The organism is Klebsiella sp. CN_Kp106, assembly GCF_040064575.1.
Classification (GTDB): Bacteria; Pseudomonadota; Gammaproteobacteria; order Enterobacterales; family Enterobacteriaceae; genus Klebsiella; species Klebsiella michiganensis.
In genome coordinates this window covers 38,625-58,174 of the sequence record NZ_JBEAIG010000070.1, presented here as the reverse complement: position 1 = coordinate 58,174, position 19,550 = coordinate 38,625, and the positions used below count along the sequence as shown (strand labels likewise).

Below are 19,550 nucleotides of genomic sequence, written 5' to 3'. Positions count from 1 at the left end.
TTCACTCTTTCTCCATGTTCAGCGGGAAATGACAGGCATAGAGGTGGTTACGGGCGCCCACCAGCCGGGGCGTTTCGATACATTCGCGCTGGGCATAGGGGCAGCGCGGCCCGAGCCGGCAGCCGATGGGCAGCTGTTCGAGCAAGGGGATCGCCCCCGGCAAGGTGTTGAGCCGACTCTTGTGCGGCATGGCGCTGCCGAAATCGGGAATCGCCCGAATCAGCGCCTGGGTATAGGGATGGTGCGGAATTGTCACCAGCTCTTCGCTCGGCGCGGTTTCCACCGTCTGCCCGCAGTACATCACGTTGATTTTGTCCGCCCATTTACTGAGCATCTGCATATCATGACTGATCAGCAAAATGGTGGTGTTGTTGTTTTGGTTCAGCCGCGTCAGCAGGCGGATGATTTGCGCCTGCGTTGTCGGCTCCATGGCGTTAGTCGGCTCATCGGCGATCAGCAGCCGCGGCTGGTTAGCCAGCGCGATGGCGATCATGACCTTCTGGCACTCTCCGTCCGTCAGCTCGTAGGGGAAGCTGCGCATCGCATCTTTATGGTCTTTGATCCCCACGCGGTGCAGGAGCTCAATGGCGCGCCGCTTGCGCCAGCCAAAACGCTGCCACCAGCGGCCTTTAAAGGTCCAGCCGGGAATATTCTGCGTTAATTGCTGGCCGATCCGTTCGGAAGGGTCGAGACAGGATTGCGGCTCCTGAAAAATCATTGAGACGTTGTGGCCCACCAGCTTACGCCGCTCGCGCACCGAGAGACGCAGCAGATCGATGTCGTCGAAGCGCATGCGGTCGGCGGTTACCCGCCAGTTGTCCTTGGTGACGCCGCATATCGCTTTAGCTATTAAGCTTTTGCCGGAGCCGGACTCCCCGACGAGGCCGCGTATTTCCCCCTCGGCGAGAGTCAGGCTGACGCGATCGACGGCTTTCACCCAGCCTTCGTTGGTCTTGAATTCAATGGTTAAATTACGGATGTCGAGTAATGGCATTATTCCACCCCGGCGATGATGGCGCGGCGGATCCCGTCGCCCAGCAGATTAACCAGCAGGACGCTTATCATGATTGCCGCACCCGGCAGCATCACCGTCCACGGCGCCACGTAAATCAGCTCCAGCGCGTCGCCGAGCATCGCTCCCCATTCGGGGGAAGGCAGTTGAGCGCCGAGATCGAGGAAGCCCAGCGCAGCGATATCCAGGATCGCCATCGACAGCGCGCGGGTGATCTCGGTGACCAGGCCTGAGGTAATATTCGGCAGCACCGCGAACCATAAAATATTCAGCGTCGAGGCCCCGTCAAGGCGGGCGGCGATAACGTACTCTTTTTCCAGTTCGTCATGCACCATGCTGTAGACCGAACGCACCATCCGCGGCAGAAGCGCCAGCCAGACGGCGAACATCGCGTGGCTGAGGTGCGGCCCGGCGAAGGCGACCACGATAATGGCCAGCAGCAGCGACGGGATCGACAGCAGCGTGTCAAGAATATGGTTCATCACCGCAGACCGCAGGCCGTGGGTAGAACCGGCAATCACGCCAAGCACCAGTCCCAGCAGGGCGGCGCCCAGCGTCACCACAAACGCGCCGCCGACCGTCGGCGCCGCGCCGCTCAGCAGGCGGCTCAGGACGTCGCGACCGAGATCGTCGGTACCGAGAAAGAACGACACTTCGCCGTACCGCGACCAGGACGGCGGCAGCAGCTGGTAGCCGAGAAACTGCTGGTCGATGCCGTAAGGAGCGAACCAGCCGCCGAAAACGCACAGCAGCGCCAGCGCCGCACAGCCGTACAGGCCGATCATGGCGGTCGTATCGCCGTAGAATTTTCGCCATACGGTGCGCAGCGCACCCGGCGGGCGCTTCTCCAGATAGACGCTATCGTAGGGCATACCATTCCTTATGTTTCAGTGGGTTAGCCATAGCACCCAGAATATCGGATATCACGTTCACAATAATTACCAGCGCGCCGATGACCATCACGCCCGCGGAAATCGCGGCGTAGTCCTGTTGGCGAATCGCGTTAATCAGCCAGCGGCCCAGCCCCGGCCAGCTAAAGACCATTTCGGTAATCATCGCCAGCGTTAGCATGGTGGAAAACTGGAGTCCCAGGCGCGGGATCACCGGCGGCAGGGCGTTGTGCAGGACGTGGCGGTGTAAAATCGTCCGCCGCGATACGCCGCGGGTGGCGGCGGCTTTGACATAGTTGGTGTCGTATACTTCGCTGGTGCTGATACGCATCAAACGGATCACTTCCGTCGTCGGCGCTACCGCCAGGGTTAGCACCGGCAGCACCATGTGGCGCGCCGCGCTGACGATCATTTCATGGCGCCACGGGGAGTCGGATAGCCATGCGTCGATCAGCGCAAAGCCGGTGACCGATTTCACTTCATACAGCAGATCGAAGCGCCCGGAGACCGGAAACCAGCCCAGGGTAAGGGAGAAAAACAGGGTCAGCAGCAGCGCCAGCCAGAAGACGGGAATCGAAAAGCCCAGCAGCGCCAGGGCGCTGATCAGGGTATCTTGCCATTTGTTGCGCATAATGCCCGCCAGCATACCGACGGGGATCCCGATCACCAGCGCGAAGCCGAAGGCGAGGATACAGAGCTCCATGGTGGCGGGAAAGACCTCTTTAAGCTGCTCGGAAATCAGCTGACCGTTGATGCTGGAAACGCCAAAATCCCAGTGCAGCACGCCCTCAAACCAGAATAGCCAGGCGTTCCACAGCGAGGCGCCCTGCAGCGGCGCGTGGGGCGTAAAATAGCTCAGGCTAAAACCGACAAAGGTCAGCAGGAAGAGGGTAATCAGCAGCAGCAGCAGGCGACGCAGAGTAAAAATAATCATGGTTTTTTCACCTCGTCTTCTTTTTCCCGCGAGACGCCTGCGAAAGAGGCGTTGCCAAACGGGCTCAGCACCAGGCCTTTCATGTCGTAACGATAGGCCTGCAAACGCAGGGAGGAGGCCAGCGGCAGCACCGGCAGTTCATTGGCAAGAATACGCTGCGCCTCTTTATAGGCCTCAATGCGCGAGGCCAGCTGCTGTGAAGTGAGCGCCTTTTGCAGCACCTCGTCGAATTCGCGATGACACCAGTGAGCATAGTTGGTTTGTGAGGTAATCGCCGCGCAGCTCAAAAGCGGACGGAAAAAGCTGTCCGGATCGTTACTGTCCGTTGCCCAGCCGGACAGCGTCAGGTCATGACTCATATCCATTAATCTGGCCTCCTGGAAGCGACCTTCTACCGGCACAATAATCACCTTCACGCCAATTTGCGCCATATCCGCCTGAATAAGCTCGGCGGTTTTCAGCGGGCTGGGGTTCCAGGCCTGCGAGCTGGTTGGCACCCACAGCTTAAGCGTTAGATTTTCCAGCCCCAGGGCTTTCAGCCGGGCTCGGGCTTCCGCGGGGTTATATTCGGTGATCCTGGCGTCGTTATCGTAGGCCCAGGAGGCGCGAGGCAGCATAGACGCGGCGGTTTCCGCGGTGCCGTAGTAGATCGACTGCATCAGGCGCTGATTATTGATGGCCAGCGCCAGCGCATGGCGCACCTCAGGATTATCGAGCGGCGGCTTAGCGGTGTTAAACGCCAGCCAGGCGATGTTCATTCCCGGGCGCAGGGTCAGGCGCAGACGCGGGTCGTCACGCAAAATAGAGAGCTGGCTTGCGGCGGGCCAGGCCAGCACGTCGCACTCGCCGGTCAGCAGTTTTGACAAGCGGCCGGTGCCGCCGGAGCCGAGGTCGACCACCACCTGCGGCATCAGCGGTTTACCGCGCCAGTAGGCCGGATGGCGCTGCAGGCGAATGTACTGACCGCTGCGATACTCCTCCAACTGGAACGGACCGGTGCCGACCGGTTGCCGGTCGATCAGTTCCTGGCGATCGTTCTGCGCCAGCTTCGCGGCATACTCTGCCGACATCACCGAGGCGTAGTGGGTGGCCAGATGCCACAGGAACGAGGCGTCCGGGCGTTTGAGGCGAAACTCGACGGTATGACTATCCAGCTTACGCACGCTTTCCACGCTGTCGGCAAACTGTAAGCTATCGAAATAGGGAAAGCTGCTGCCGTTAACGTTGTGCCACGGGTGGTCGCGATTAAAAATGCGGCCAAAGGTGAAAATGACGTCATCGGCATTAAAATTACGGGTCGGTTTGAACCAGGCGGTGGTCTGAAAAGGCACGTTGTTGCGCAGGTGGAAGCGGTAGGTTGCGCCGTTGTCCAGCACCTCCCAGCTTTCTGCCAGTTCGGGAACCAGGCGATAAGTATAGGGGTCGACGTCAAGCAACCGGTCATAGAGCTGGGCGGCCAGGGTATCGACAATCAGGCCGCTGCTGACCTTTTGCGGGTTGAAGGTGTTGACCTGACCGCTCACGCAATAAACGAAGCCGCTATCGCGAATATCCGCGTGCGCAGGCAGCGCTGGCGCGGCAAAAGCTTGCCCGTACAGCATACATACCGCTGCCAGGAGAGAAGACAATTTCAGGCGCATAGTTTCTTTTTGATTATAGAGCAAGGCTCTATCTTATTAATATTAAATAACATTTACCACCACCTTATTGCTCATGGAGATAATATAAGCGAGGGCTGCGTCGGTTATTTGACCAACTGATTCAAATTCATACTGCTTATTAACTTCGAGTATACCTCGTAAATCATCCGACGTTTGTCATCAGGCAAGCGAGGGGTTGAGCAAAGCGTATTTTCGATTCATCTGCCGCACGGCTTGAGGAAGCTATGGGTATTGAGCATGGCGCTTATTTGCGTCGAAGCCCCGATATCCGCCACATGGTATCTTTTTATTGGCGGTTTCTCCAGCCAGCCGTGGCTGTACGGCTGGCTGGCGGTCGAGGCGCTACAGGGGAAGGAGTCGGTTATAGCGGGCGATGTAATCTTTGGGATTAATTTCCAGCTTTTCGCCATCGTGATGGTGGGCAACATAAGTACGCAGTACCAGGCCGCTGTTTTGCGGCGTAATTGTCCAGCCCTGTTGACGATATGCATCTTCGGTTGAGCGGATAAGCAGGTCCGAAAAGATCATCATGACCGAGAGCGCCGGCGCGCGGTGGCTTTTCATGGTATGGACCAGGCTGACGTGCGCCGCATAGCGGCCGAGCGTTGAAGGATTAACCGGAATCATCTTTATTTTCAGTCCATTGAGTCATGATGCGCTGATGATAGTTCACATGAGGATATCTTGCTAGTTACAATTTTTTAACCCCATGCGAACGGGCTGCCGCGCAAGCAAAAGCTATTTTTCACGGCACAGGCCGCTTGCAGAAAGAAGCAGGGTAGTGACGCTGTCACTTTTCAATCGCCGAGCGGCGTGAATTCATAAAGCGCCAGCGCATTGCTCTCCAGCGAATCGACAAGCTGCCAGCGGTCGCTATCCGGCGTCTCTTCACTGACGCGCAGCGCTGGACGCGCTCTGTGCATCAGCCAGCGATAGTCCTCATCGTCAGGCCCGCTTTGGCTGCGAAAGGCCTCAAACAGCGGGAAGAGCGCGCCATGGTGCCGATCGAACAGATGATGTTTGATTCGCCAGCGTCCTTCAAGGCCGAGCAGGCGCACGCTCCAGGGCTGACTAAAGCGCTGGATAAACGCCTCCTCGCTGGAAAGCCAGGGATTGAAAACCACCGTATTGCGCAGCAGTAGCTGATAATGGCCTTTATGGCGCAGCAGCAGCAAGTTCTTGTCGTTGATCACCACCTCGCCCCGCAGCCTGCGCCACAGCCATAGCACCCAGTAGACCGGTCGCGGTAGACCGTGGAGATAGTGCAGCGCCAGGCTGGAAGTATCCAGCTTGCCGTTGGCGCGGGCTTCCCCCTGCAGCCCTGAATTCAGCCAGAACCCCGCGAGCCAAACCTGATCCGCCAGTCCCAGCAGATTATCCATCAGCAGCGCGCCGCGAAAGAAACGGCCGTTGGTATCGCGGGTATCGCCGGTGAGGGTATTCCACGAGAGCAGCCAAAGCGGCAGCAGGAGCTGCCGCTGGCGCAGCGCGCTATGAAGTTTGCGCAATTTGTGTACCGGATAGTTTTCGCTGGCGGCCAGTTTCTGGCTATCCACCTGCGCGAGATCCAGCAGTTCATTAGCATCGGCCTGGCAGGCCAGAAAATCCGCCTCGACCAGCAGCGGTGAACGCAGAAGGGGATCGTCCTCCACCTGCTGAGGAAAACGGTGCCAGATCCCCAGCGCCGACTGCGGCGATAGCCTCTGCAGGATCGCCTTTTGTTGCCGCCAGGCGTGCTGGCGGGCCTCGTCGCTGGCCTGAGGGGACCAGTGCCAGACGAAGTGCCAGCTGGCGAGGGTTGCCGGCGGAAAATGGTTAGCGGACAGAGAGAGGAAACGTTGCAGCAGGTCGCCGCGGGTGGTGAGCCCGGTATGCAGTATCACCGCCAAGCCCTGGGTCGCCAGCCAGCTAAAAATGCGCTGCAGGTTATACCAGCAGGCATACCCGGCCATTTGCGGATCGTCCCAGCCGGTGCCGAACAGGCGGCTGCTGAGAAACGGATCGTGAATATCGATGGCGAATATCGGCAGCGCGTCGTGCAGCTGTTCCAGTTCGCGGCGGACATCCTCGCGCAGCAGATCGTCCAGTTCGCGAACGGTAATCACTATTCGGGTGTGACGCAGCGGCGCGCCGCGCGCCGGGAGTTCGCGAACATCGAGATGGCGGGTTTGTTGGGGGCTGAGCCGCAGCGGCGGGCTATCCAGACCGTAGGTTTGCGGCGCGTTGAGCCGGGCGTACAGCCGATCGATTGACACCGGCTGCCATCGCTCGGTCTGCTGTGGGTGCGGGCGGAGAGATTCGACCGCCGTCTGCGGGTGCTGCTGGCGGAACTGGCGCGGCGTCAGGCCGTGCTCGCGTTTAAACAGGTCGCTCATCACCCGGCTGCTGGCAAAGCCCTGCTGCTGAGCGATCTGCTGTATCGATTGACGCGTCGTCGTCAGCTGCTCCGCGGCTTTGCGCAGGCGCAGCCCGGTGATGTACTGCATAAAGCTGACGCCCACCTCTTTGCGGAACAGACGCGAGAGCCAGGCCTCAGAAACAAACTCCGCGGCGGCTATCTCCTGCAGCGACAGGCGCCGTTGATAGTTGGCGTCGATTCGCGCCACCACTCTGTTAATTCGCTGGCTCCAGCGTTCGGCTCCGCGAGGCGCCTGGGCGGTGAGGGGACGGCTGAAGCGTGACGCCAGCAGGAGAGCAATTTCGCTAAGCCAGCGGTTGGCCTCCAGCCGGTAGTGGGCCTGCGGATTGACCAGACCGAGGACCAGCAGCTGGCGCATCAGGTAGCGCAGGGTGTCTTCGGCATCGCGGGTTTCGCTGCTGCTCTGGTAGGCGGAGGCAAAAAAATCGCCGTCGAGGCGGGTCAGCCATCCGGCGTTCAGCGACAGCGCCATCACGACGTTCGCCGTCTTGCTGTGCAGGCTCCAGCGGCGATGACGATTCACTATCGCCAGTTCATCGGCCTGCAGGTACCGACCCGTCTCGCCATCGCGGAGTTCGACGCTGCCCTCAAGCAGCCATAGCAGCGTCAGAGCATCGTTTTCCTGCTGGCTCAGCTGCCGGATATCGCGAACCACAACCTGAAAGTCGCCTGAATGATGCTCCACCGTCGCCTCCTGAAGACAAAAAACAGCACGTCATTTTTTGTCATAACCGTTTTGTATGAAAAACACTCATTAATAATCCGTCACTATAAAACAAAAAATCGCATTTTAAAGCCAACAGGGATGCATAAACTCGAAAGTGTCGTGCAAACACAACACAGGAATAATAAAAATGACACACCCGATTATTGAGGCATTACAGGTTAACGAGGCGCAGTTTGTCGCGCTTCGCCGCCGCTTCCATCAGCAGCCGGAAATTGGTTTTGAAGAGCATAAAACCAGCGAAGAGGTTGCCCGCCTGCTCGGCGAATGGGGCTATCAGGTTCACCGCGGTCTGGCGGGCACCGGCGTGGTCGGTACTTTACGCGTCGGCGAGGGTAAAAAACGGTTGGGGCTACGGGCGGATATGGACGCGCTGCCGATGCAGGAGATGAGCGGCAAAGCGTGGGCCAGCCGGGTCGACGGTCGTTTTCACGGCTGCGGCCACGATGGCCATACCACCACGCTATTGTACGCCGCGGAATATCTGGCGCGCACCCGGCAGTTTAACGGCACCCTGCAGCTTATTTTTCAGCCTGCCGAGGAGTTGCTCTACGGCGGTCGGGTCATGCTGGAAGACGGCCTGTTTGACCAGTTCCCCTGCGATGCCATTTTTGGCCTGCATAATATGCCGGGGCAGCCGTTAGGCAGGATTGGCCTGCGCGATGGGGCGATGATGGCTTCCTCGGACACTCTCCATATTGAAGTCAAAGGGGTGGGCGGACACGGCGCGGTACCGGAGCATACCGTCGACGCCACGCTGGTTGCCTGTCATATCACCCTGGCGCTGCAATCCATTGTTTCCCGAAACATCACGCCGTTTGAACCAGCGGTCGTGACCGTGGGCAGCATTCAGGCCGGGCACGCCCCGAACATTATCAACGACAAGGTGTTAATGAAGCTCACGGTGCGCACCTTAAACGAACAGGTTCGCGAGACCGTCCTGCAGCGCATTCACGATATCGCCGTTGCTCAGGCCGAGAGCTTTAACGCCAGCGCCGCCTTAACCCACGTTAACGGCAGCCCGGTTTTAAGGAACGATCCGGCTGCCAATGAGATGGTCCGCACGGTGGCGACCGCGCTGTTTGGCGAGGCGCAGGTCGGCGAGGTGAAGCCGTTTATGGGCAGCGAAGATTTTGCTTTTATGCTCGAGCGCAATCCGAACGGCTGCTATTTCACCATCGGGGCCGGGGACGAAGCGGATCGCTGCATGGTGCATAACCCGGGATACGACTTCAACGATGCGCTGTTGCTGAAAGGCGCCGCGCTGTGGTGCGCCCTGACGGAACACTATTTGTGTTAATGTCCGCAACGAAGAGGACCCTGCTATGAGTTCTGTATCGCTAAGCGAAGCGCAGTTCGTCGGCACCGATCGTCTGCTGGCGGGTATTGTATTGAGCGTTCTGACCTTCTGGCTGTTTGCCCAGTCGGTGATTAACGTGGTTCCGGCGATGAAGAGCAGCCTCGATATTTCGCTGGAAACCCTGACCCTGGCGGTGAGCCTGAGCGCCTTATTCAGCGGCTGCTTCGTGGTCGCCAGCGGCGGGCTGGCGGATAAATTCGGCCGCATGCGCATGACTACCCTGGGCCTGATCCTCAGCATTGTCGGTAGCGCAATGCTGGTGCTCTCTCAGGGACCCGCGCTGTTCCTGGCCGGGCGCGTTTTACAGGGGCTGTCGGCCGCCTGCATAATGCCGGCGACGCTGGCGTTAATTAAAACCTGGTATGAAGGCAAAGCGCGCCAGCGGGCGGTCAGCTTCTGGGTCATCGGCTCGTGGGGCGGCAGCGGTCTGTGCTCGTTTGTCGGCGGGGCGATCGCCACCGGTCTGGGCTGGCGCTGGATCTTTGTTTTCTCCATCGCGGTAGCGCTGGCGGCGCTGTTTTTGCTGCGCGGTACGCCGGAAAGCCGCAGCGCCAGCGCGCAGCAGCATAAGCTGGACATCAGCGGCCTGCTCAGCCTGATCCTTGCGCTGGTGCTGCTAAATCTGTTTATCAGCAAAGGCCACGGCTGGGGCTGGACCAGCGCAACCTCGCTGGCGATGCTGGCCGGCGCGCTGGCATCGGGGCTGTTTTTTATCCGCAGCGGCCAGCGTAAGGGCGACGCGGCGCTGATTGATTTCGCGCTGTTTCGCAATCGGGCCTTCAGCGCCGCGGTGTTGTCGAACTTTATGCTCAACGGCGCCATCGGTACGATGATGATTGCCAGCATCTGGCTCCAGCAGGGGCATCATCTGAGCCCGCTGGAGAGCGGAATGATGACGCTCGGCTATCTGGTTACCGTGCTGGCGATGATTCGGGTGGGCGAGAAGCTGCTGCAACGCTACGGCGCGCGTTTGCCGATGATGAGCGGCCCGGTCTTTACCGCGGTCGGTATTCTTCTTATCTCCTGCACCTTCCTCGATAAATCGACCTATATCGTCACGGTCTTTTTCAGCAACGTGCTGTTTGGCTTCGGCCTGGGCTGCTACGCCACCCCGTCAACGGACACCGCGGTGGTTAACGCTCCTGAGAATAAGGTAGGCGTGGCCTCGGGGATCTATAAGATGGGCAGTTCGCTCGGCGGAGCGATGGGTATTGCGGTGACAGCGTCACTTTTTGCGCTGTTTTTACCGCTCGGCATGGCCAGCGCGGCGCAGTATGCGCTGTGGTTTAACGCCGCGCTCTGCCTGGGTTCAATGGCGGTGAGCGCGCTGCTGCTTCCGCGTACAGGTCAAAGCTGATGTTTTTTCAGCAGCGCCCGCAGCTGGTGGTAGGTTAGCCCCAGCAGTTCGGCCGCCTGCTTTTGATTGTACTTCGCCTGTTCGAGGCTTCTCTCGAGCAGGCTTTTTTCTTGCTCCTGCTGGAAAGCGCGCAAATCGAGCGGCAGCGTGGGGCCAGGCGTCTTCTCCACTTCGACGGGCGTTGCCGCGTGCTGCTGGCGGAAGGGGTTAATAATAATATTATCCAGCTCGCGCTCGCTGCTGCCGTGGCGGTAGACCGAGCGTTCAACCACGTTTTTTAATTCACGGATATTCCCCGGCCAGCGGTAGTTCTGCAGCGTCATGGCGGCGCGTTCGCTAAAGCCGGGAAACAGCGGCAGTCCGAGCTCGCGGCACATCTGGATAGCAAACTGGGTGGCGAGCAGCATGATGTCGCTCTGGCGCTCGCGCAGCGGCGGCAGCTGCACCACATCAAAGGCCAGACGGTCGAGAAGGTCGGCGCGAAAGAGCCCATCTTCCACCATTTGCGGCAGATCGGCGTTGGTCGCGCACACCAGGCGGACGTTAACCTGCAGCGGCTGGCTGCCGCCGACGCGCTCCAGTTCGCCATACTCAATCACGCGCAGCAGTTTTTCCTGTACCAGCATCGGCGCGGTGGCCAGCTCATCGAGAAACAGGGTACCGCCGTCGGCGCGCTCGAAGCGCCCCGGGTGACGTTTACTGGCCCCCGTAAAGGCGCCGGCCTCATGCCCGAACAGCTCCGAATCGAGCAGATTTTCATTGAGCGCCGCGCAGTTCAGGGAGATAAACGGCCCCTGCCAGCGGGAAGAGAGGAAGTGCAGACGGCTGGCAATCAGCTCCTTGCCGGTTCCGCGCTCGCCAATCACCAGCACCGGTTTATCGAGCGGCGCCAGTCTTGAGACCTGCTCCAGCACCTCAAGAAAGCTATTGGCCTCGCCGAGCAGGTTGTCCTTGTAATCCGCCATGATGAATTTCGCCATTTAGTAGTGTGATTCACCAGGTCACTTTAGCAATGCGCTGGCCGGATAACAACCACTTCCATTAAAATCAATAAGATAAAAACTTGGCACGGCATTTGTATTAGTCATGGCACAGGCCGGTGCCTGATACCAGAACTATGAGGATTGAAATTATGGGTATTTTTTCTCGTTTTGCCGACATCGTGAACGCCAACATTAACTCTCTGCTGGAGAAAGCGGAAGATCCGCAGAAGCTGGTTCGGCTGATGATCCAGGAGATGGAAGACACGCTGGTTGAAGTCCGTTCGACCTCGGCGCGGGCGTTGGCTGAAAAGAAACAGCTGAGCCGTCGTATTGAACAGGCCGTTGCCCAGCAGGCGGAATGGCAGGAAAAAGCCGAACTGGCGCTGCGTAAAGAGAAAGAGGATCTGGCCCGTGCGGCGCTGATCGAAAAGCAGAAGCTGACCGACCTTATCGGCAGCCTGGAAAACGAAGCGCAGCTGGTTGATGAAACGCTGGCGCGGATGAAAAAAGAGATTGGCGAGCTGGAAAACAAACTCAGCGAAACCCGCGCCCGTCAGCAGGCGCTGATGCTGCGTCATCAGGCTGCAAGCTCCTCCCGCGACGTTCGCCGTCAGCTGGACAGCGGTAAGATTGACGAGGCGATGGCGCGTTTTGAATCGTTTGAACGCCGCATCGATCATATGGAAGCCGAAGCCGAAAGCCACCGCTTCGGTAAAGATAAATCGCTGGATCAGCAGTTCGCCGATCTGAAAGCGGACGATGAAATCAGCGAGCAGCTGGCGGCGTTGAAAGCCAAAATGAATCAAAATAACCAGTAATATCTTCGGGCGGCACCAAGACGTGCCGCCGCCATCAGCAAGGAGTTCACATGAGCATGCTTTTTCTCGCCATCCCTTTGACGTTGTTTGTGCTGTTTGTTTTGCCGGTCTGGCTCTGGCTGCATTACAACAACCGCACCGCCAGCGGCAGCCTATCGCAGAACGAACAGCAGCGCCTGCTGCAGCTGACCGATGACGCGAAGCGTATGCGCGAGCGTATTCAGGCGCTGGAGGCGATTCTTGACGCTGAGCATCCGAACTGGAGAGAGAAATAATGAGCGGACTGGATCTGAGTAAAAAACTGTGGCGCATTCCGCAGCAGGGCATGGTGAAAGGGGTTTGCGCCGGCATCGCGCAGTATCTGGACGTGCCGGTTAAGCTGGTGCGCCTGATTACCGTACTGGCAATGATTTTTGGCCTGTTCCTGTTTGTGGTGGTGGCCTACATCATTCTCTCGTTTGCGCTGGATCCTATGCCGGAAAGCGAGCTGTATGGTGAAAAAACGCCGAGCAGCGGAGAGCTATTGGCCGCCGCGGATAAGGAGCTGGCAACAGGGGAGCGTCGTCTGCGTGAAATGGAACGCTACGTCACTTCCGACACCTTTTCGCTACGCAGTCGTTTTCGCCAGCTATAACTGAAAGTTGAGGTTAATAATGAACATGAAATGGCAGCAGGCCGGGCAAAAAGTCAAACCGGGTCTGAAAATCGCAGGCAAGCTGGTGCTGCTCACCGCGCTGCGCTACGGCCCGGCGGGCGTCGCAGGCTGGGCGGTAAAATCCGTCGCGCGTCGGCCGCTGAAAATGCTGCTGATGCTTGTTCTGGAACCGATGCTCAGCCGGGCGGCGCAGCGGTTTTCTAAACGTCGCGGATGGCGTATGTTATGAGTGCCTAAAAACTCACTCTATCAGGATGATAAAATGCGAAAACTGCTTCTGGGTTTAGCGCTGGCCATGGCCTTACCCGTCTTCGCGGCGGAGCACTGGATTGACGTCCGCGTTCCGCAGCAGTATCAAAAAGAACACGTCGACGGGGCGGTGAATATCCCGCTGGCGGATTTAAAAACGCGGATTGCGGCTGAAGTACCGGATAAAAACGATACCATTCACGTCTATTGCAACGTTGGCCGGCAATCTGGCCAGGCTCAGCAGATGCTGAGCGAAATGGGCTACACGCAGGTGGTGAATGCCGGCGGCCTCAGTCAGATCGCCAGGCCGAAAAGCGCCAGCAAATAATCTTCCGCCCCGTCGCAGCGGGGCTATTGCACTTTATGATTAGCCCTCATGTCTATTTCCCTCGTTCTTCAGGCTCAACAGGATGGCGATGAAGCGACTCAAAACAGAATTTAATGCGCTGGTGAATCGTGGGGTTGACCGGCATCTTCGCCTGGCCGTCACCGGCCTTAGCCGCAGCGGCAAGACCGCCTTTATCACCGCGCTGGTAAATCAACTGCTCAATATTCACGCCGGGGCGCGGCTGCCGCTGCTCAGCGCAGCGCGTGAAGAACGCCTGCTGGGCGTCAAGCGCGTCCCGCAGCGGGATTTCGGCATTCCGCGTTTTACCTATGACGAAGGGCTGGCCCAGCTGTACGGTCAGCCGCCGGTCTGGCCAACGCCCACCCGCGGCGTCAGCGAAATCCGCCTCGCTCTGCGCTATCGCTCCAACGATTCGCTGCTGCGCCATTTTAAAGAGACCTCGACCCTCTACCTGGAGATTGTCGACTATCCCGGCGAGTGGCTGCTGGATCTGCCAATGCTGGCCCAGGACTATCTGACCTGGTCACGGCAGATGACCGGATTACTGCAGGGGCAGAGGGCGGAGTGGTCAGCGCGCTGGCGGCAGCTATGCGAAGGACTGGATCCGCTGGCGCCCGCCGATGAAACCCGTCTGGCGGAGATCGCCGCGGCGTGGACCGACTATCTGCATACCTGTAAGCGCGAAGGGATGCACTTCATTCAGCCGGGGCGCTTTGTGCTGCCCGGCGAAATGGCCGGCGCGCCGGCGCTGCAGTTCTTTCCCTGGCCGGACGTTGATGCCGCCGGTGAAGCTAAGCTGGCGCAGGCGGACAAACAGACCAATGCCGGAATGCTGCGCGAGCGTTTTAAATACTACTGCGAGAAAGTGGTGAAGGGCTTCTACAAAGATCATTTCTTGCGCTTCGATCGGCAGATCGTGCTGGTAGATTGCCTGCAGCCGCTTAATAGCGGGCCGCAGGCGTTTAACGACATGCGTCTCGCGCTGACGCAGCTGATGCAAAGCTTCCACTACGGGCAGCGCACGCTGTTTCGTCGCCTGTTCTCACCGGTTATCGATAAGCTGCTGTTTGCCGCGACCAAAGCCGATCACGTCACCGTCGATCAGCACAGCAATATGGTGTCGCTGTTGCAGCAGCTGATTCAGGATGCCTGGCAGAACGCGGCGTTTGAAGGCATCAGCATGGATTGTCTGGGGCTGGCGTCGATTCAGGCGACGCAGAGCGGCCTTATCGAGGTGAACGGCGAGAAGATCCCTGCGCTGCGGGGGCATCGGCTAAGCGACGGACAGCCGCTGACCGTCTATCCCGGCGAAGTGCCCGCGCGCCTGCCGGGCCAGGCCTTCTGGGAGCAGCAGGGCTTTCAGTTTGAAAACTTTCGCCCGCAGGTGATGGACGTTGATAAACCTCTGCCGCATATTCGCCTCGACGCGGCGCTGGAATTTTTGATCGGAGATAAATTGCGATGACCGAACCTTTAAAACCGCGTATCGATTTCGATGGCCCGCTGGAGGTGGAAAAGGCGCAAATTCTGAAATCCGCGCGCGCTTTTGACGGCGCCGATGCGGAGAAGTTCGCTCCAGCGCGGCTCGACGCGCCGGAAGAAGAAGAGGGCGCGGCGGAAGCGGCGGTGGAATCGGTGCTGCGACCTAAGCGCAGCCTGTGGCGAAAGATGGTCAGCGCCGGGCTGGCTATTTTTGGCGTCAGCGTCGTGGCGCAGGGCGTGCAGTGGACGATGACCGCCTGGCAAACGCAGGACTGGATCGCCCTCGGCGGCTGCGCTGCCGGCGCGCTGATCGTCGGGGCGGGCGTCGGTTCGGTGGCGACCGAATGGCGCCGGCTGTGGCGGCTACGCCAGCGCGCCCACGAGCGCGATGAGGCGCGGGACCTGATGCACAGCCATGCGGTCGGCAAAGGGCGCGCCTTTTGCGAAAAGCTGGCCCAGCAGGCGGGGCTGGATCACTCGCACCCGGCGCTGCAGCGCTGGTATGCGGCGATCCATGAAACGCAGAACGATCGTGAAGTGGTGAGCCTGTACGCGCAGATCGTGCAGCCGGTACTGGATGCGCAGGCGCGGCGTGAGATTAGCCGTTCGGCGGCGGAATCGACGCTGATGATTGCCGTCAGCCCGCTGGCGCTGGTGGATATGGCGTTTATCGCCTGGCGTAATTTACGTCTGATCAACCGCATCGCCACTCTGTACGGTATTGAACTGGGCTACTACAGCCGCCTGCGCCTGTTCCGCCTGGTGCTGCTGAATATCGCTTTTGCCGGCGCCAGCGAGCTGGTGCGGGAAGTCGGGATGGACTGGATGTCGCAGGATCTCGCGGCCAGGCTATCGGCGCGCGCGGCGCAGGGAATTGGCGCCGGTCTGCTGACGGCGCGGCTGGGTATTAAGGCGATGGAGCTGTGCCGTCCGCTGCCGTGGATCGCCGACGATAAACCGCGGCTGGGGGATTTTCGCCGCGAGCTGATCGGCCAGCTAAAAGAGACGTTGCAGAAGAGCAAAAGCGGCGCGGAAAAATAAGTCGCTTAAGCATTCCCGGCTTGCGGCGTGAACGCCTTAGCCGGGCTACCGTTTCACAGAAGGCTGTAACCTGTAGCCCGGCTACGCGCAGCGCAAGCCGGGGAGAAAAGCAGAAGCGATGATAGCCGCTTCTCTCATCGTCATTTTTCCTCTGAGCGCATAACTTTACGGCAGAAAGGCCATTTTTCCGCCATACTGTCAATAATTGTTGACAGCTATCTTCACGCCAGCAAATAACTGTCCTATCATTCATCGGTTATTGGCCTCTTTAGGGTGAAAACGCCTATGCGTCTTGAAGTCTTTTGTGAAGACCGTCTTGGTCTGACTCGTGAATTGCTCGATTTACTGGTGCTGCGCGGTATCGACCTGCGGGGCATCGATATTGACCCTATTGGCCGAATTTATCTCAACTTCGCCGAGCTGGATTTCGCCAGCTTCAGCAGCCTGATGGCGGAAATTCGTCGTATCGCCGGCGTCACCGACGTGCGCACCGTGGCGTGGATGCCGTCAGAGCGCGAACATCTGGCGCTCAGCGCGCTGCTGGTGGCGATGCCTGAGCCGGTGCTGTCTCTCGACACCAAAGGAAAAGTCGAACTGGCTAACCCGGCCAGCTGCCAGCTGTTTGGCCAGAGCCAGGAGAAGCTGCGCAGCCACCCGGTCGCGCAGCTGATTACCGATTTTAACGTCCAGCGCTGGCTGGAAAACAGTCCGCAGGAGTCCCACGCCGAGCACGTGGTGGTCAACGGGCAGAACTTCCTGCTGGAGATCACCCCGGTTTATCTCGAAGGCGAACACGGCGAGAAGGTACTGACCGGCGCGGTAGCGATGCTGCGTTCAACGGTCCGTATGGGGCGCCAGCTGCAAACGATGACCATTCAGGACACCAGCGCCTTTAGCCAGATCCTCGCCGTAGGCCCGAAAATGCGCCACGTTGTCGAGCAGGCCCGTAAGCTGGCCATGCTCAGCGCGCCGCTGCTGATCGTCGGTGATACCGGCACAGGGAAAGATTTGCTGGCCCACGCCTGCCATCTGGCCAGCCCGCGCGCGGGGAAACCTTATCTGGCGCTGAACTGCGGCTCCATCCCGGAAGACGCGGTGGAGAGCGAGCTGTTCGGCGACGCCGTTCAGGGCAAGAAAGGCTTCTTCGAGCAGGCTAACGGCGGCTCGGTTTTGCTGGATGAAATTGGCGAAATGTCGCCGCGCATGCAGACCAAGCTGCTGCGCTTCCTCAACGATGGAACTTTCCGCCGCGTTGGTGAAGATCATGAAGTCCACGTTGATGTCCGGGTGATCTGCGCTACCCAGAAAAACCTGGTGGAGCTGGTGCAAAAAGGGCTGTTCCGCGAGGACCTCTACTATCGTCTTAACGTCCTGACCCTGTATCTGCCGCCGCTGCGCGATTGCCCGCAGGACATCATGCCGCTGACCGAGCTGTTCGTGGCGCGTTTTGCCGATGAGCAGGGCATCCCGCGGCCGAAACTCTCCGCTGATTTGAACAGCGTTTTGATGCGCTACAGCTGGCCGGGCAACGTGCGCCAGCTCAAAAATGCGATCTATCGCGCGCTGACGCAGCTGGACGGTTTCGAGCTGCGCCCTCAGGATATTCTGCTGCCGGATCACGACGTCTCCTCGCTGGCGGTAGGCGAAGAAGCGATGGAAGGCTCGCTGGATGATATTACCCGCCGTTTCGAACGCTCGGTGCTCACCCAGCTTTATCGCAGCTTCCCCAGCACGCGTAAGCTGGCCAAGCGTCTTGGCGTCTCGCATACCGCTATCGCCAACAAGCTGCGCGAATATGGTCTGAGCCAGAAAAAGGGCGATGAGTAATGCCCGTCGGCCGGCTGCCTGCGCCGCCGGCCGGCATTTCCAGAAAAGGGAGGGGGACTGGCGTCAAATGAATCGGTATATACTGCGTTTTTACCCTCTTTATGGCAGGCATACGCATGCGGATCTGGCGTAGTCATTTTTTTCAATGGATGAAACTGCTGGCGCTCTCCAGCGCGATCTCTTTTGTGCTGTTCTGGTTTCACCTTCCCGCCGCGCTGCTGCTGGGGCCGATGATTGCTGGCATCAGCCTGAGCCTGCGCGGTGCGGCAATTCGCGTACCCCGTCCCTTTTTTATTGCCGCCCAGGCGATTATCGGCTGCATGATTGCCCGCAGCCTGACGCCCTCCATTTTCGGCGTTCTGCTGGCAAACTGGGCGCTGGTGCTGCTGATTCTCTTTTCCACGCTCGCTATCAGCGCGCTGGCGGGATGGCTGCTGGTGCGCTACAGCGACCTGCCCGGCGCCACCGGGGCGTGGGGGAGTTCGCCGGGCGGCGCCTCGGCGATGGTGATTATGGCCCAGGAGTACGGCGCCGATGTCCGGCTGGTCGCGCTGATGCAGTATTTGCGGGTGCTGTTTGTTGCCGGCGCCGCGGCGCTGGTGGTGCGCGTCGCGCTCGGCGGTGAAGCGCAGGAGATGACTCAGCAGGTCGCCTGGTTTCCGCCGATCAGCCGGCAGCTGCCGCTTACGCTTCTGTTGACGGCGGCGGCGGGGTGGCTTGGGCTGCGGCTGCGCTTTCCTTCCGGGGCGATGCTCTTCCCGATGCTGATTGGCGCGCTGGTGCAGGGAGAAGGCTGGCTGCTGCTCGAACTTCCCGAATGGCTGCTGGCGCTGGCCTATGCCGCCGTCGGCTGGAGCGTTGGTCTAAAGTTTAATAAACAGATTTTCCTGCTGGCGCTGAAAACCCTGCCGCAGATCCTGGCATCGATTATCGGCCTGATCCTGCTGTGCGCGCTGATGGCTTATGGGCTGACGCAGGTTTTGCCGCTGGACTTTATGACCGCCTATCTGGCAACCAGTCCGGGCGGACTGGACACGGTGGCGATTATCGCCGCCGGTACGCGGGCGGATATGTCGTTTATTATGGCAATGCAGACGCTGCGCCTGTTCACTATCTTATTGACCGGCCCGGCGATTGCGCGCTTCATCTCCCGCTATGCGGCGCGGGAATAAAAAAAGCCCCCGTTTAACGAGGGCTTATATTACCTGGCGGGGATATTATGCTTTCAGCGCGGCCAGGGCTGCGTCGTAGTCCGGCTCTTCGGTGATTTCATTCACCAGCTGGCTGTAAACAACCTGGTCATTTTCATCAATGACGACCACAGCACGCGCCGCCAGACCGGCCAGCGGGCCCGCGGAGATAGCGACGCCGTAGTCGGCCAGGAACTGCGCGCCGCGCAGGGTAGACAGAGTGACAACGTTGTTCAGGCCTTCAGCGCCGCAGAAGCGAGACTGCGCGAACGGCAGGTCAGCGGAAATGCACAGCACGACGGTGTTGTCCAGTTCAGACGCCAGCTGGTTAAATTTACGTACCGATGCCGCGCAAACGCCGGTATCGATGCTTGGGAAAATGTTCAGCACTTTACGGGAGCCGGCGAACTGGCTCAGCGCGACGTCAGAGAGATCTTTGGCCACCAGCGTAAACGGCTGCGCTTTAGCGCCTGCCTGCGGAATGGTGCCTTGAACAGAAACGGGGTTGCCCTGGAAATGCACGGTTTGTGACATGGTTATCTTCCTGTTTACATATAGTTAACGTCGCGGCTAGTGTATGACATCCGTCATCAGCACGG

Annotated in this window: 19 protein-coding genes; 11 read left to right on the top strand and 8 right to left on the bottom strand. The window is 59.3% G+C overall.

Annotation, left to right across the window (positions count from 1 at the left end; translation table 11 throughout):
* Position 1: 1 nt before the first annotated feature.
* From sapD to ABLU96_RS24930, 6 genes are all read right to left on the bottom strand, one after another.
* Complete coding sequence (gene sapD, locus ABLU96_RS24955; protein ID WP_064405411.1) at positions 2-994, bottom strand: putrescine export ABC transporter ATP-binding protein SapD; 993 nt, start codon at positions 992-994, stop codon at positions 2-4.
* On the bottom strand, positions 994-1,884 hold the full coding sequence (gene sapC / locus ABLU96_RS24950; protein ID WP_004139490.1) for a putrescine export ABC transporter permease SapC: 891 nt from the start codon (positions 1,882-1,884) through the stop codon (positions 994-996). The genes sapD and sapC overlap by 1 nt, the downstream gene beginning before the upstream one ends.
* On the bottom strand, positions 1,871-2,836 hold the full coding sequence (sapB, locus tag ABLU96_RS24945; RefSeq protein ID WP_014229022.1) for a putrescine export ABC transporter permease SapB: 966 nt from the start codon (positions 2,834-2,836) through the stop codon (positions 1,871-1,873). Before sapB ends, sapC begins: the two co-directional genes overlap by 14 nt.
* Positions 2,833-4,476 carry an ABC transporter substrate-binding protein SapA gene (gene sapA, locus ABLU96_RS24940; protein WP_048261852.1) on the bottom strand — a complete coding sequence of 548 codons (1,644 nt, stop codon included), beginning with the start codon at positions 4,474-4,476 and terminating at the stop codon, positions 2,833-2,835. Before sapA ends, sapB begins: the two co-directional genes overlap by 4 nt.
* Positions 4,477-4,839: 363 nt before the next feature.
* Positions 4,840-5,124: a hypothetical protein gene (locus tag ABLU96_RS24935; protein WP_004850195.1), complete on the bottom strand. Its 285-nt coding sequence runs from the start codon at positions 5,122-5,124 to the stop codon at positions 4,840-4,842.
* Positions 5,125-5,294: 170 nt separating this feature from the next.
* Complete coding sequence (locus tag ABLU96_RS24930) at positions 5,295-7,601, bottom strand: helix-turn-helix domain-containing protein (protein WP_064406538.1); 2,307 nt, start codon at positions 7,599-7,601, stop codon at positions 5,295-5,297.
* 169 nt (positions 7,602-7,770) lie between these two features.
* Here ABLU96_RS24930 and ABLU96_RS24925 point away from each other — a divergent pair, with 169 nt between their 5' ends.
* Both ABLU96_RS24925 and ABLU96_RS24920 read left to right on the top strand, forming a co-directional pair.
* Positions 7,771-8,940 carry a M20 aminoacylase family protein gene (locus ABLU96_RS24925; protein ID WP_048261855.1) on the top strand — a complete coding sequence of 390 codons (1,170 nt, stop codon included), beginning with the start codon at positions 7,771-7,773 and terminating at the stop codon, positions 8,938-8,940.
* Between the two features lie 25 nt (positions 8,941-8,965).
* Positions 8,966-10,357: an MFS transporter gene (locus ABLU96_RS24920; RefSeq protein ID WP_048261857.1), complete on the top strand. Its 1,392-nt coding sequence runs from the start codon at positions 8,966-8,968 to the stop codon at positions 10,355-10,357.
* On the opposite strand, the gene pspF is transcribed toward ABLU96_RS24920, so the two are convergent.
* Positions 10,348-11,337 carry a phage shock protein operon transcriptional activator gene (gene pspF / locus ABLU96_RS24915; RefSeq protein WP_014838225.1) on the bottom strand — a complete coding sequence of 330 codons (990 nt, stop codon included), beginning with the start codon at positions 11,335-11,337 and terminating at the stop codon, positions 10,348-10,350. The two genes, ABLU96_RS24920 and pspF, sit on opposite strands and share 10 nt — an antisense overlap.
* A 152-nt stretch (positions 11,338-11,489) precedes the next feature.
* On the opposite strand from pspF, the gene pspA reads away from it, so the two are divergent.
* The 9 genes from pspA to ABLU96_RS24870 all read left to right on the top strand — a co-directional run bounded on the left by pspA (position 11,490) and on the right by ABLU96_RS24870 (position 18,933).
* Positions 11,490-12,158 (top strand): phage shock protein PspA, encoded by a 669-nt coding sequence (gene pspA / locus ABLU96_RS24910; protein ID WP_004121203.1) that lies wholly within the window; start codon positions 11,490-11,492, stop codon positions 12,156-12,158.
* 50 nt (positions 12,159-12,208) lie between these two features.
* Positions 12,209-12,433 carry an envelope stress response membrane protein PspB gene (gene pspB, locus ABLU96_RS24905; protein WP_004101459.1) on the top strand — a complete coding sequence of 75 codons (225 nt, stop codon included), beginning with the start codon at positions 12,209-12,211 and terminating at the stop codon, positions 12,431-12,433.
* Positions 12,433-12,792: an envelope stress response membrane protein PspC gene (gene pspC, locus ABLU96_RS24900; RefSeq protein WP_025106993.1), complete on the top strand. Its 360-nt coding sequence runs from the start codon at positions 12,433-12,435 to the stop codon at positions 12,790-12,792. Before pspB ends, pspC begins: the two co-directional genes overlap by 1 nt.
* A gap of 19 nt (positions 12,793-12,811) precedes the next feature.
* On the top strand, positions 12,812-13,042 hold the full coding sequence (gene pspD / locus ABLU96_RS24895; protein WP_004101464.1) for a phage shock protein PspD: 231 nt from the start codon (positions 12,812-12,814) through the stop codon (positions 13,040-13,042).
* Between the two features lie 33 nt (positions 13,043-13,075).
* Positions 13,076-13,390, top strand: coding sequence for a thiosulfate sulfurtransferase PspE (gene pspE / locus ABLU96_RS24890; protein WP_014229028.1), 315 nt, complete (start codon positions 13,076-13,078; stop codon positions 13,388-13,390).
* An 88-nt stretch (positions 13,391-13,478) separates the two neighbouring features.
* Positions 13,479-14,876 (top strand): YcjX family protein, encoded by a 1,398-nt coding sequence (locus ABLU96_RS24885; protein ID WP_014229029.1) that lies wholly within the window; start codon positions 13,479-13,481, stop codon positions 14,874-14,876.
* Positions 14,873-15,934, top strand: coding sequence for a YcjF family protein (locus tag ABLU96_RS24880; RefSeq protein ID WP_064358853.1), 1,062 nt, complete (start codon positions 14,873-14,875; stop codon positions 15,932-15,934). Before ABLU96_RS24885 ends, ABLU96_RS24880 begins: the two co-directional genes overlap by 4 nt.
* Positions 15,935-16,219: 285 nt before the next feature.
* On the top strand, positions 16,220-17,761 hold the full coding sequence (gene tyrR / locus ABLU96_RS24875) for a transcriptional regulator TyrR (RefSeq protein WP_004850219.1): 1,542 nt from the start codon (positions 16,220-16,222) through the stop codon (positions 17,759-17,761).
* Positions 17,762-17,877: 116 nt separating this feature from the next.
* Positions 17,878-18,933 (top strand): AbrB family transcriptional regulator, encoded by a 1,056-nt coding sequence (locus ABLU96_RS24870; protein WP_064406541.1) that lies wholly within the window; start codon positions 17,878-17,880, stop codon positions 18,931-18,933.
* A 45-nt stretch (positions 18,934-18,978) separates the two neighbouring features.
* Here ABLU96_RS24870 and tpx read toward each other — a convergent pair whose 3' ends face one another.
* Positions 18,979-19,485, bottom strand: coding sequence for a thiol peroxidase (gene tpx / locus ABLU96_RS24865; RefSeq protein WP_004850226.1), 507 nt, complete (start codon positions 19,483-19,485; stop codon positions 18,979-18,981).
* Positions 19,486-19,550: the final 65 nt, after the last annotated feature.